Source organism: Methylobacterium sp. AC832 (genome assembly GCF_979256025.1).
Window position 1 is genome coordinate 1 of the sequence record NZ_CEEDMV010000014.1, and the last position, 12,531, is coordinate 12,531.

The window sequence follows — 12,531 nt, forward strand, 5'->3', positions numbered from 1 at the left end:
TCGACAGCCTCGATCTGCGACGGGCCGAGGCGCCCACTGGCGACGAAGGGCTTGGTGGGAATCGCGGACGAGACCCCAATCAGGGCGAGCGGTCCACGGCGCCGGAGATAGGGGAAGATGCCGTCGGTGCCATCGTCACCGGAGGTCCAGGCGCGGCACGCCTTCAACAGGCCTTCGAGCGAGCCGCGCACATAGGCGTCGTGATTGCCCGGAACGAAGCTCACATCGTCCGGAGCGCCGAGTGCTTCGAGGAAGACCCTAGCCGTCGACCACTCACTCGGCAGACCGATGTTGCACAGGTCGCCGGTGCAGGCGATGTGGTCGTGAGGCTGCGTCCGCAAGTCGGCCACCAGCGCCGCGAGGATCTCCATGTCGTGGTGTCGGCTGCGCCCGCGGCGCCAATTCACATAGCCGGTGGCGCGCTTGCCCAGAAGCTGGCGCAAGCGAGGACGTGCGATAGGGCCGACATGCGGATCGGTGAGATGGGCGAGGCGAAACATCGGTCTCCGTTTCGGATGAGGAGCTCGCCTTCGCCACTGGCGGCTGCCGCGTCAAGCCTCGCAAATCGTCGCTCGCGCGTTCGAATCCAGGATCGCGACGGCGCAAGCTCACACATCATAGAGGACCGCGTCGGCGCTCCGATACGGTGCTTCCTCCCTTGCATGATGGCCGTTCCGCCGGACGGATGAGGTCGGGCCCGCCCTGGCGAGGTTGCGCCGGCAATTCGAACGGCGCTAGACCACCCCGGACCGGCCATGCTCCCCAGCGAGCGCTGTTCGGCGGATGCGCAGACGACGCAACCTGCCGCACGTGCGCCCTGAGGGCCGACCGGACGAAGGGCCGAACGTCCGGCCCGCGGAACCGAGTGTATGAGCCTTCTCAAACGCGTCGGCCGGTCGCCACCGGTTCAAAAAAGCCTCGGCTTCGTCGCCTTCCACTACCTGCGCTTGGTACGCGCGACGAACCGCTTCACGGTCGAGCCGGCCGAGCCGCACCGCTGGCTCGACGGGAAATCACCATTCATCGCCGGTATGTGGCACGGCCAGCATACGATGATCTCGTTCATGCGCCGTCCGCAGGACAGGATCGCGACGATCATCTCGCGGTCGGCGGATGGCAACATCAACACCATCGCCCTCACCCGGATGGGTGTCCGCGTCATCCGGGCCTCCGGGGCGCGCGGACGCACCGTGCGCGATGCGAAGGCGAAAGGCGGCGCGGAAGGCCTGCGCGCCATGATCCGCGCCCTAAAGGATGGCGAGAGCGTCGCCTTCAGCGCCGACGTGCCGAAGGTGTCGCGCCGCTGCGATCTCGGCATCCTGACACTGGCGCGGTTCTCCGGTCGGCCGGTCATTCCCGTCGCGGTCGTCACGAGCCGGCATCTGCGCTTCAACAGCTGGGACAAGGCCTGTTTCGGGCTGCCCTTCGGCAGGGGTGCCATGGTCTTCGGTGAACCGGTCCTCGTCCCGCGCGACGTCGATCCGGAGGAATTGGAGCGCTTGCGTCAGCGCCTGGAGAACGAGATGAACCGGGTTCACGACCGGGCCTACACCCTCGTCGGCCGCCCGGACCGGGTCGTCGATCCGGTGGCCGGGTCCCTGGCCCTCGGGCCGTTTTCGTGAAGGCTCCCCCGCTCACCATCGCTCTCCGGGCTTATCGCTTCGGCCTCTATGTCGGTGAACCGGCGGTGGCGGGCCTTCTGGCCTGGCGCTCCCGTCAGGGCAAGGAGGATCCCGGGCGCCTGCCTGAGCGTCGCGGCCTTGCCGGACGAGCCCGCCCGAGCGGTTCCCTGGTCTGGATGCACGGAGCGAGCGTGGGCGAGGCCCTCTCGCTCGTCGGATTGGTCGACGGCATGATCGCCCGGGGCTTCAGCGTCCTCGTCACGACGGGGACGCGCAGCGCCGCCGAACTGATCGGGCGGCGCCTGCCCACGGGCGCGGTCCATCAGTACATGCCCCTCGACGCGCCGCGCTGGATCGAACGGTTCCTCGATCACTGGCAACCGGACTTGGCGCTGGTGGCGGAATCGGAGATCTGGCCGAACACCGTCATCGCCCTGCACCGGCGCGGCATCCCGCTGCTCCTCGTCAACGGCCGCATGTCGGAGCGGTCGTTCAAGGGCTGGGTTCGCTCGCCGCGCACCGCCGAAGCCCTGCTCTCGCGCATCGCCATCTGCCTCGCGCAGACCAGGGACGATGCCGAGCGTTTCGAAAGGCTCGGCGCACCGCGCGTGAGCATCGCCGGCAACCTGAAATACGATTCGGCCGTGCCCCCTGCAGACGATCAGCAGCTCGCCTATCTGCGCGACGTCATCGGCGACCGTCCGGTCTGGGTCGCGGCTAGCACGCATCCTGGCGAGGATGCCACGATCGCCGAAGCTCACGCCGCCTTGCAGGAGAGAGTGCCGAATCTTCTTACCGTGGTGGTGCCGCGTCACCCCCAGCGCGGCGAGGACGTGGCGGCGTGCGCCTCCGCCCTCGGGCTTAGAAGCACGCTTCGCTCCCGCGGCGGTCGCCCCCACGGCAACGTCGACGTCTATGTCGCCGATACGCTCGGGGAATTGGGTCTGTTTTATCGCCTCGCGCCGCTGGTCTTCCTTGGAGGTTCCATGACGCAACGCGGCGGCCAGAATCCGATCGAACCGACCCGTCTCGATGCGGCGATCCTGCATGGGCCGAACGTGCAGAACTTCGCACAGGTCTACCACGCCCTGGACGAGGCCGGCGGGGCCCTGATGGTGGCGGATGCCGGGGAGCTGGCAGCGGCTGTCGGCGCACTCCTCCTCGACCCCCGACGGTCCCGCGCCATGGCCGATGCCGGAAACGCCGCCTTGCGTCCGTTCGAAGGGGCGGTGGAGCGCACCCTTGCGATCCTCGATCCATTCATCGCCCAGATGAAACTCTCCGCCCTGATCGCCTCCTAATGCGAGCCCCGGTTTTCTGGGACTTGCCCGGCCATCCCCTCGGCCGATTGCTGGCGCCGCTCGGGGAAATCTACGGATCGCGCGTCGCCGCCCGCATGGACCGCGCCGGCAACAAGGCGGCCTGCCCCGTCATCTGCGTCGGCAACTTCACCCTCGGTGGCGCGGGCAAGACCCCGACCGCTTTCGCCCTGGCAACGATGCTGCGGAAGATCGGCCTGGAGCCCGCCTTCCTTACCCGCGGCTACGGCGGACGTCTGACCGGGCCGATCGCCGTCGATCCGTCTCGGCATGGATCGGCGGATGTCGGCGACGAGCCGCTCCTGCTAGCCCGCAGCGCTTTAACGATCCTGGCCCGCGACCGGCCTGCCGGGGTGGAACTCTGCCGCGCTCTCGGTGCCGGCGTGGTGGTGATGGATGACGGGCTCCAGAATCCGAGCCTCGCCAAGGACCTTTCCCTCGCCGTGGTCGACGCCGTCAGCGGAATCGGCAACGGCCTCGCTTTTCCGGCAGGTCCTCTCCGCGCACCGCTCTCGCGCCAATGGCGTCACGTCCACGGCCTCGTCGTTATCGGCGATGGCGGCCGGGGCGAGGACCTCGCGACGGAGGCGGCGTCGCGAGGCTTGCCGGTCCATCGGGCCAAGCTGGTCCCGACAGTGCCGGCTGCGGTTGCGGGAAAGCCCGTGCTCGCCTTCGCCGGGATCGGGCGGCCGCGGAAATTCTTCGATACGCTGACGGAGGCCGGAGCGACCCTAGTCGAGACCCGGTCCTTCCCGGATCACCACCCCTATCGCGCCGCGGATGTCGCCGGCCTCGCGGCTTGGGCCCAGGCTTTGGGCGCGATGCTGGTAACGACGGAGAAGGACATGGTGCGCCTGCCCGCGGATTTCGCCGCGGGGGTGACGGCGCTCGGTGTGACCCTTCGGTTCGTCGACGAGAGCCTACTGCTTGCGCAGGTGAGCCGCGTCGTCGAGACGTTCAGCCCGCCGAACGACCGAGTTCGGCCAGACGCTTCATTACCGCTTCGGGCGTGATGTAGGCCTCCTGGAGCTCGGCACTCCAGTAACGAAGATTGTCGAGGGCGATCGGCTCGCCGGTGACCGCGCAGCGCACGAAGCTTCCGGGCTTGACGACGCGCATGGTGCCGTCGCCGTACTCCACCGTCGCCTCGCCGGAGGCCTTGCGTTCGAACCGACCCAGCATGTCTCGCCCGCTTCTCAACTGCGACCATCGAAGGAACGTTCTAGGATCGCGCCGACGCCATGTCGATGGCGCTTGATGACGTCCGATGGCGCTCGACAGGCCGGTCGCGTTCCTGTTCTAACAGCCGTCGAATCCTCCTACCGGACCCCATGCGATGGCGGACACGATCGACGCGGATCTCGCTGCTCTGTTCGATGCCGCCGGCGCGGCGAAAGCCCGCGCTTACGCGCCTTATTCGAACTTTCCCGTCGGCGCCGCCCTAAGGGACGAGCACGGCCGCCTGCATGCCGGATGCAACGTGGAGAACGCGGCCTATCCCGTCGGCACCTGCGCCGAGGCGGGCGCCATCGCCGCGATGATCGCGGCCGGCGGACGCGCCATCGCCACCATCCTCATCACAGGCAACGGCTCAATTCTGGTGACGCCATGCGGCGCCTGCCGCCAGCGCATCAGGGAGTTCGCGGAGCCCGGAACGCCGATCCACATCGCCGGCCCGGAGGGTATCCGACACAGCTTCACCCTGGAGGCACTACTCCCTCAGTCTTTCGGGCCGGACAATCTGCACCGTACCAAGCCGTGCGCCGATGTCTGACACAGCCATCTCCCTCGCCGCCGACACGGTGCGTCGCCACGGTTTCGGCGGGCCCTACGATGCCGCCATCGTCACCGGCACGGGCCTCGGGCTGGTCGCCGGCAAGCTCGAAGACAGCATCTCCCTCGCCTATTCGGGGATTCCAGGCTTTCCCTCCCCTGGCGTGACCGGTCACGGCGGCACCCTCCATGCTGGGCGCCTCTCCGGGCGACGGGTGCTGGTTTTCGAAGGACGGAGCCAAGCCTACGAAACCGGCAACGCCGCCGTCATGAAGGTGCCTCTGGGGGTCGCAAAGGCGCTTGGCGTCCCGCTCCTACTCCTCACCAATGCGGCTGGATCGTTGATGGCGCAGGCGGGCCCGGGCAGCCTTGTGGCTGTCGCAGACCACATCAATTTGTCGGGCCTCAATCCGCTGATCGGCGAGACGGGTGATGGTCGTTTTGTCCCCCTTGTCGGCGCCTATGATTCGGCTGCGCGCGAAACCCTCCACGAGGCGGCAAGGGAATACGGGATTCCCTTGCATCACGGAGTCTATGCATGGTTCTCGGGGCCAAGCTTCGAGACTCCGGCCGAGATCCGTATGGCGGGGCGCCTCGGCGCCGATCTGGTGGGCATGTCGACAGTTCCGGAGGTGATCCTCGCCCGCTTCTTCGGCCTGCGGGTCGCGGCCATCTCGGTGGTTACGAACCTTGCCGCCGGGATCGGCGACGGCGATCCGCACCACGACGAGACCAAGCGCGCGGCCGCCGCTGCCGCGTTCGACCTCGCCCGTCTCATCGACGCGTTCGTCGCACGGCTGTAGGAAAGAGCATGAGCGACGATCCCCATCATTCCGAAACCGCCGTTGCCCGACGCGCGCTGCCCCTTCTCGATCTAACCGATCTCGGCGATTCTTGTTCGGATCAGGCCATAGCGACGCTTTGCGGCAAGGCCCGGGCAAGCCGTGTCGCCGCAGTCTGCGTCTGGCCCCAGCATATCGGGCGCTGCGTCGAGTTGCTGGCCGGGACTCCGGTGCGTATCGCCACGGTGATCAACTTCCCCGCCGGAGGCACGGATATCGAGCGGGCGGTGGAGGATACCGCCGAGGCGCTGCATGACGGCGCGCATGAGATCGATCTCGTCCTACCCTATCGGGCGTACCTTGCCGGTGACACGAGGACTACGGCAGGGATGATTGAGGCCGTGCGGGAGATTGCAGGGCGCGCCATTCTCAAAGTGATCCTCGAATCCGGAGCGATGCCGGGGATCGGCCAAGTCACCGAGGCAAGCCGCCTCGCCATCGCCGCGGGGGCGGATTTCCTCAAGACCTCAACGGGCAAGAGCGTCATCTCGGCAACGCCGGAGGCCGCGGAGGCGATGCTCGCCGCCATCCGGGACAGTGATCGCCCTGTCGGATTTAAGGTCTCGGGCGGATTGCGAACCGTGGCCGATGCCGCTCTGTATCTCGCCATCGCCGACCGGATCATGGGGCCGGGCTGGGTCGAGCCGCAGACTTTCCGCATTGGGGCGAGCAGCCTACATGACGCGCTGACTGCGAGCCTCGGAGGCCACGCTTGATGCTGCCGCAGGAGCTGATCCGGGCCAAGCGGGATGGACGCATTCTCGCTGATGCCGAGATCGCCGACTTCATCTCCGGTCTCACCGATGGGCGGGTGACCGAGGGGCAGGCCGCCGCCTTCGCCATGGCCGTGTTTTTCCGTGGCCTGTCACTGGCCGAGCGCGTGGCCCTAACGCGGGCGATGACTCATTCGGGCTCAGTGCTGGATTGGGATTTGCCCGGCCCGGTGCTCGACAAGCACTCCACCGGCGGCGTCGGCGATACGGTCAGCCTCGCTCTGGCACCCATGGTGGCTGCCTGCGGTGGTTACGTACCGATGATCTCCGGCCGCGGCCTGGGCCATACCGGCGGCACCCTTGATAAGCTCGCGAGCATTCCCGGCTACGACGCGACACCCGGCCTCGATCGTTTCCGCAGCGTCACCCGCTCCGTCGGTTGCGCCATCATCGGACAGACGGCCGACCTGGCTCCAGCGGACCGGCGGCTCTACGCCATCCGCGACGTCACCGGCACGGTGGAATCCCTCGACCTGATTACGGCATCGATCCTGTCGAAGAAGCTCGCGGCCGGGCTCGACGGTCTCGTGATGGATGTGAAGACGGGCTCCGGAGCGTTCATGGCGGAGACGAAGGAGGCACAGGCTCTCGCGGAAAGCATCGTTACCGTCGCCAAGGGCGCTGGGCTGAAAACCGTCGCGCTTATCACTAACATGGACGCTCCCCTGGCCTCCTCCGCCGGCAACGCCCTCGAAGTCTCCTATGCGGTGGATTACCTCGCCGGTCGCTCCTGTGAACCAGCCTTCCATGCCGTAACCGTGGCGCTCTGTGCCGAGATGCTGATGCTGGGCGGCCTTGCCAAGGATTTCGACGACGCATCCCGCAGGGTCGAGCAGGCACGCGACTCCGGACGGGCGCTCGAAATCTTCGGACGGATGCTGGCTGAGTTGGGGGGACCTGCGGATTTCATTGAAAAAACCGACCAATATTGCTCCGTCGCACCGGTGATCCGCCGGGTGAAGATGACCACGACCGGTACAGTCGCTCGGGTAGAGACTCGCAAACTCGGGCTTGCCGTCATTTCACTCGGCGGCGGCCGTACCCGGCCACAAGACGATATCGATCCGGCAGTCGGCTTCTCATCACTCGCCCGCCCAGGAGATACAGCTGATCTCCTCGGCATCATTCATGCGCGGACAGAAGCCCATGCCGATGCGGCTGAAGTAGCCCTCCGTGCTGCCTACCGGATCGCCCCCGATGCCCTTCAACCGCCTCCGGACATTGCCCAACGGATCGCTTGAGGAGCACGACAGCTGGCGTTGAAAGAGGAACGGCCCGCGCCGTTTAAGTTCAAGAACTGGCCGGCCTCGCCAGAGAACGCGGGTGTCGTGAATGGCACCGATGCCCATGCCGAAGGCGAGGTTCTTTAAGCGCTGGAAAGGGATGGATTGGTCCTATTGGAAACCAAGAAGAAGCCCCAGCGGATGAACCCGCTGGGGCTTTTTTTACTAGAAGCGATAGTAACCGCCGTGGCGATGCCCGTGATGGTGATGGTGGCCCCAACCGTGATGGCGCGGGCGCCATCCATGATGACCATAACCGCCCCAGCCGTGCCCACGGTGCCCGCCCCAGCCATGGCGATGATGTCCACCCCAGCCATGGTGCCTACGATGGTGATGGTGATGGTGCCCACCCCAACCGTACTGAACAGGAACGATACCGGCCTGTGCTGGATCGGCCAAGGCTACGGAAGGGGAAAGGGGTGCTGCCTGAACGATGCCCGGTGACATGCCAACAACGCCGACGGCGAGGGCCGCAGCGGCAAACCAACCTCTCATCCGATGTGCGAATGCGCGAAACGCCATGTCAGCCTCCGTCGATTGCTACGCCAGGGCGATCCCGGCGCTGTAGCCAGACCGTAGGAGCAATGGGCTGAACCGTGGATGAGCCGGCTCTTCAGCCAAAGTTCGGCAGCAATGACTCAGGGACGGCGGTAAACCCAGACCCGTGCTGGTGGAAGGTTGAGCCAAACACGGCTCGAGCGGCTGGCTGTATAGCTCCCGGCATCGCAGCGTTCGGGGATCGGCGGCACCACCGCATAGGTGAACTGCACGAAGGGCGAACCCGGATGCATCATCGTATGCGCGGCATTGAGAAGATCGAGACGTTGCTCGAGAGGTTTGGTGAACAGCGGCAGGCTGGATACGGTTGCAGCGGCCTTTGAAGTGAGCAACTCACCGATCGTCTGTTTCATGTTGTAGGCGTCGCCGCGCAGGATCGTAGCGCGAGGAAAACGTTTCTGCAGCAATTTGCAGAAATCCGGATTGTACTCCACGAGCACGAGACGTTCTTGCTCGATGCCCCGGCGGATGAGTGCCTGGGTCACCGGACCGGTACCGGGTCCGAGTTCGATCACGGGGCCCGGCGTACGAGGATCGACATAGGATGCCATCATCCGCGCGAGCATCTTGCCCGACGGCGTCACCGAACCGGTAACGAGCGGCCTCTCGAACCAAGAGCGCAGGAAGCGAGCTTCATCCTCCAGCGGCTCCCGCCGTTCACGGACAGAACCGGTGGCGGCGTAGGCTTTGGCGCTGGGTCGGCGTAGCGGCAACAAGATCCACTATCCTCAGATCACGCGTGGGAGGCTAAGGCTAGACGACAAAAGAGCGATGTCCGTCAAGACACAAGCCTCGTATCACCAGGGAGGGCGGAGCGTGCTCGCGGCGCCGATGCAACACCGCCACAGCTACAACGGCGAAGAGCTGGTTTCGATCCGCCGTTGCGGATGAGGACGGCCGTCACGAGCGGGCTGCCCCGCTGAGACCGTCGAAGAAATCCCGCACCTTCGAAAAGAAGCCTGCGCTCTCAGGGTGGTTCTCTTCGGAGGCCGTACTATTGAATTCCTGGAGGAGCTCACGCTGACGCTTCGATAGGTTCTGCGGTGTCTCTACGAAGACCTGGATATAAAGATCACCGACATCGCGCGACCGCAGGACCGGCATGCCACGACCCTTTATGCGAAACTGCTTGGCGGTCTGCGTCCCCGCGGGGATGCGGACTTCCGTCTGCGAACCATCGATGACCGGCACCGTGATTTCGCCCGACAAGGCGGCTGTCACCATGGAGATCGGGACGCGACAGAAAAGATCGGCACCATCGCGCTGGAAGAAGGTATGCGGCTTGATCGACAGGAAGACGTAGAGATCGCCTGCCGGCCCGCCTCGCAGTCCCGTCTCGCCCTCTCCAGCCAGACGGATGCGCAGACCGTCATCCACCCCCGCCGGGACGTTGATGGACAGCGTGCGTTCTCGCGTGACGCGGCCCGCGCCGGAGCAATTTCCGCACGGATTGTCGATGATCTCTCCGCGCCCATGACAAGCCGGGCAGGTACGCTCAATGGCAAAGAACCCTTGGGCAGCCCGCACGCGGCCGTAGCCGCCGCAGGTCTGGCAGGGCTTCGGCTTGGACCCGGCCTTCGCACCGCTGCCGGAGCAGACTTCGCAGGTTACCGCCGTCGCCATCGTGATGGTTTCGGTCTTCCCGGCGAACGCATCCTCAAGAGAGATCTCTAGATTGTAGCGCAGGTCTGCGCCGCGCTCACGGGTCGCGCCACCGCGACCGCCTCGCGCGCCGCCGGCTGCTGCCCCCCCTCGACCATCACCGAAGAAATTATCGAAAATGTCCGACATGAAGTCGCCGAACTCGTTTCCAAATCCGGGGCCACCCGCTCCCCCCTGCTGGAAGGCAGCATGACCGAAACGATCGTAGGCCGCGCGCTTCTGCCCATCGGTGAGCGTCTGGTAGGCCTCGTTGATTTCCTTGAATTTGAGCTCTGCTTCCGCATTCCCCGGATTACGATCCGGGTGATAGGTCATTGCCAGCTTGCGGAAGGCGACCTTCATCTCGCCGTCGGTCGCGGTCTTTGAGACCCCAAGAATCTCGTAGTAGTCCCGCTTCGACATTCCCCGTCCTCAAAAGTCCCCGGCGGATCTCACCCATCGTCACGGGAATCACGCCATTGTCGATAACCAGACGTGATGCGGGGCCGGATCACTCCGGCCCCGCATGCAGCGTGCGCCTTATGCCCGCTTCTTCTGGTCCTTGTCATCGACTTCCTGGAAGTCTGCGTCGATGACATCGTCTTTCTTAGTCTCCTCCCCGGCAGCGGCATCCGCCCCGCCTTCCGGCGTTTGGCTGGCGGCGTACATCGCCTCACCGAGCTTCATGGAAGCTTGCATCAGATCCGTGGTGCGGGACTTGATGACCTCGGCATCATCACCCTCGAGGGCCGTGCGAAGGGCAGTCATAGCGGTCTCGATGGCGCCGTTGTCGTCGGCCGAGACCTTGTCGCCATACTCCTTCACCGACTTCTCGGTGGCGTGGATCAGGCTTTCGCCCTGGTTCTTCACCTCGACCAACTCACGACGCTTCTTATCCGCCTCGGCATTGGCCTCGGCGTCCTTCACCATCCGATCGATATCGGCATCCGATAGACCACCCGAAGCCTGAATGCGGATCTGGTGCTCCTTGTTCGTCGCCTTGTCCTTGGCCGTCACGTTGACGATGCCGTTGGCGTCGATGTCGAAGGTCACCTCGATCTGCGGCATGCCGCGCGGGGCCGGGGGGATGCCCATCAGATCGAACTGGCCGAGCATCTTGTTGTCGGCCGCCATCTCGCGCTCACCCTGGAAGACCCGGATGGTAACAGCGTTCTGGTTGTCCTCGGCCGTCGAGAAAGTCTGTGACTTCTTCGTCGGGATCGTGGTGTTGCGGTCGATCAGGCGGGTGAACACGCCACCAAGCGTCTCGATGCCCAGCGACAGCGGGGTCACGTCGAGAAGCAGCACGTCCTTGACGTCGCCCTGGAGCACACCGGCCTGGACCGCCGCGCCGATAGCCACGACCTCATCCGGATTGACACCCTTGTGGGGCTCCTTGCCGAAGAAGGACTTCACCACTTCCTGGATCTTCGGCATGCGGATCATGCCGCCGACCAGAACCACCTCGTCGATCTCGGAAGCCGAGACGCCCGCATCCTTGAGAGCCTTGCGACAGGGCTCGATGGTGCGCTGGACGAGGTCGTCGACCAGGGACTCGAACTTGGCGCGGCTGAGCTTCAGAGCGAGGTGCTTCGGCCCCGTGGCGTCGGCCGTGATGTAGGGCAGGTTGATCTCGGTCTGAGTAGCCGAGGACAACTCGATCTTCGCTTTCTCAGCGGCCTCCTTGAGGCGCTGAAGGGCGAGCTTGTCCTTCGTCAGATCGATGCCCTGCTCCTTTTTGAACTCGGAGGTCAGGTACTCGACGACTCGGTTATCGAAATCCTCGCCGCCGAGGAAGGTATCGCCGTTCGTGGACTTCACCTCGAACACACCGTCACCGATCTCGAGGATCGACACATCGAACGTGCCGCCACCGAGATCATAAACTGCGATCGTGCCGGTCTTCTTCTTATCGAGGCCGTAGGCCAGGGCGGCCGCTGTCGGCTCGTTGATGATGCGCAGGACTTCAAGGCCGGCGATCTTGCCGGCATCCTTGGTCGCCTGACGCTGTGCATCGTTGAAATAGGCGGGGACCGTGATGACGGCCTGCGTCACCGGCTGACCGAGGTGTGCCTCAGCAGTCTCCTTCATCTTTTGGAGCGTGAAAGCCGAGATCTGCGAGGGAGAATACTTCTTGCCGTCGGCCTCGACCCAGGCATCGCCATTGTCGCCGCGGACGATCTTGTAGGGCACGAGGCCCTTGTCCTTCTGCGTCATCGGGTCGTCGTAGGTACGGCCCACGAGACGCTTGATGGCGAAGAACGTGTGTTCCGGATTGGTGACGGCCTGACGCTTGGCCGGTTGGCCGACGAGACGCTCGCCGTCGTCGAGGAAGGCGACGATCGACGGCGTGGTGCGCGCGCCTTCCGCGTTTTCGATGACCTTGGGCTGCGTGCCTTCCATGACGGCCACGCAGGAATTGGTGGTGCCCAGATCGATGCCGATTACTTTACCCATGGTGGGATCCCTCTCATGTCATTTGGTCAAGCAGACCGCCGAGCCCCGAAGCGGCCCGGCCCATGGCGGTGAAGAACGAAAGATTGTGAGAGCGGAATTCGAACCAGCCAGAGCGCCTGAAACGCGCCAATCCAGGTCTTAATCCCGCGTCCCGCCGGATATAAGAAGGGTGATGCGGAGCCGCAAGGCAAAGCGTTCCGAACTGCCACGCCGATCCTATCTCCTTCGCGAATCGGGATGTTTGCACGGGAAATGATCGATAT

At 65.0% G+C, this 12,531-nt stretch carries 13 protein-coding genes; 8 read left to right on the forward strand and 5 right to left on the reverse strand.

Annotated elements, in window-relative coordinates:
• The coding region (locus AC0IXR_RS24340; RefSeq protein WP_471762497.1) for a metallophosphoesterase family protein at window positions 1-500 on the reverse strand (500 nt) is incomplete at its 3' end.
• 369 nt (window positions 501-869) lie between these two features.
• Between AC0IXR_RS24340 and AC0IXR_RS24345 the strand changes: the two genes are divergently transcribed.
• Genes AC0IXR_RS24345 through lpxK form a run of 3 tightly spaced genes read left to right on the forward strand, consistent with a single transcriptional unit; the run spans window position 870 to window position 3,954 of the window.
• Window positions 870-1,622: a lysophospholipid acyltransferase family protein gene (locus tag AC0IXR_RS24345; RefSeq protein WP_461234322.1), complete on the forward strand. Its 753-nt coding sequence runs from the start codon at window positions 870-872 to the stop codon at window positions 1,620-1,622.
• Entirely contained in the window at window positions 1,619-2,923 is a 1,305-nt protein-coding gene (locus AC0IXR_RS24350; RefSeq protein WP_471762498.1) for a 3-deoxy-D-manno-octulosonic acid transferase, read from the forward strand. Before AC0IXR_RS24345 ends, AC0IXR_RS24350 begins: the two co-directional genes overlap by 4 nt.
• Window positions 2,923-3,954, forward strand: coding sequence for a tetraacyldisaccharide 4'-kinase (lpxK, locus tag AC0IXR_RS24355; RefSeq protein WP_471762499.1), 1,032 nt, complete (start codon window positions 2,923-2,925; stop codon window positions 3,952-3,954). Before AC0IXR_RS24350 ends, lpxK begins: the two co-directional genes overlap by 1 nt.
• On the opposite strand, the gene AC0IXR_RS24360 is transcribed toward lpxK, so the two are convergent.
• On the reverse strand, window positions 3,899-4,123 hold the full coding sequence (locus AC0IXR_RS24360) for a DUF2093 domain-containing protein (protein WP_056429621.1): 225 nt from the start codon (window positions 4,121-4,123) through the stop codon (window positions 3,899-3,901). The two genes, lpxK and AC0IXR_RS24360, sit on opposite strands and share 56 nt — an antisense overlap.
• 154 nt (window positions 4,124-4,277) lie before the next feature.
• Here AC0IXR_RS24360 and AC0IXR_RS24365 point away from each other — a divergent pair, with 154 nt between their 5' ends.
• The 5 genes from AC0IXR_RS24365 (at window position 4,278) to AC0IXR_RS24385 (ending at window position 8,056) form a co-directional block, all read left to right on the forward strand.
• Complete coding sequence (locus tag AC0IXR_RS24365; protein WP_471762500.1) at window positions 4,278-4,715, forward strand: cytidine deaminase; 438 nt, start codon at window positions 4,278-4,280, stop codon at window positions 4,713-4,715.
• The gene (locus AC0IXR_RS24370) at window positions 4,708-5,517 is read left to right on the forward strand and encodes a purine-nucleoside phosphorylase (protein ID WP_471762501.1); all 810 of its coding nucleotides are present in this window, start codon (window positions 4,708-4,710) and stop codon (window positions 5,515-5,517) included. The genes AC0IXR_RS24365 and AC0IXR_RS24370 overlap by 8 nt, the downstream gene beginning before the upstream one ends.
• Before the next feature lie 8 nt (window positions 5,518-5,525).
• Window positions 5,526-6,272: a deoxyribose-phosphate aldolase gene (deoC, locus tag AC0IXR_RS24375; RefSeq protein ID WP_471762502.1), complete on the forward strand. Its 747-nt coding sequence runs from the start codon at window positions 5,526-5,528 to the stop codon at window positions 6,270-6,272.
• Entirely contained in the window at window positions 6,269-7,570 is a 1,302-nt protein-coding gene (deoA, locus tag AC0IXR_RS24380) for a thymidine phosphorylase (RefSeq protein WP_471762503.1), read from the forward strand. The genes deoC and deoA overlap by 4 nt, the downstream gene beginning before the upstream one ends.
• A 156-nt stretch (window positions 7,571-7,726) precedes the next feature.
• Entirely contained in the window at window positions 7,727-8,056 is a 330-nt protein-coding gene (locus tag AC0IXR_RS24385) for a hypothetical protein (protein WP_471762504.1), read from the forward strand.
• 194 nt (window positions 8,057-8,250) lie between these two features.
• Here the strand turns inward: AC0IXR_RS24385 and AC0IXR_RS24390 are convergent, their stop codons facing one another.
• The 3 genes from AC0IXR_RS24390 to dnaK form a co-directional block, all read right to left on the reverse strand.
• Window positions 8,251-8,886, reverse strand: coding sequence for a class I SAM-dependent methyltransferase (locus tag AC0IXR_RS24390; protein ID WP_471762505.1), 636 nt, complete (start codon window positions 8,884-8,886; stop codon window positions 8,251-8,253).
• A 184-nt stretch (window positions 8,887-9,070) separates the two neighbouring features.
• The gene (gene dnaJ / locus AC0IXR_RS24395; protein WP_056429639.1) at window positions 9,071-10,234 is read right to left on the reverse strand and encodes a molecular chaperone DnaJ; all 1,164 of its coding nucleotides are present in this window, start codon (window positions 10,232-10,234) and stop codon (window positions 9,071-9,073) included.
• Window positions 10,235-10,351: 117 nt separating this feature from the next.
• Window positions 10,352-12,268 carry a molecular chaperone DnaK gene (gene dnaK, locus AC0IXR_RS24400; RefSeq protein ID WP_471762506.1) on the reverse strand — a complete coding sequence of 639 codons (1,917 nt, stop codon included), beginning with the start codon at window positions 12,266-12,268 and terminating at the stop codon, window positions 10,352-10,354.
• Window positions 12,269-12,531: the final 263 nt, after the last annotated feature.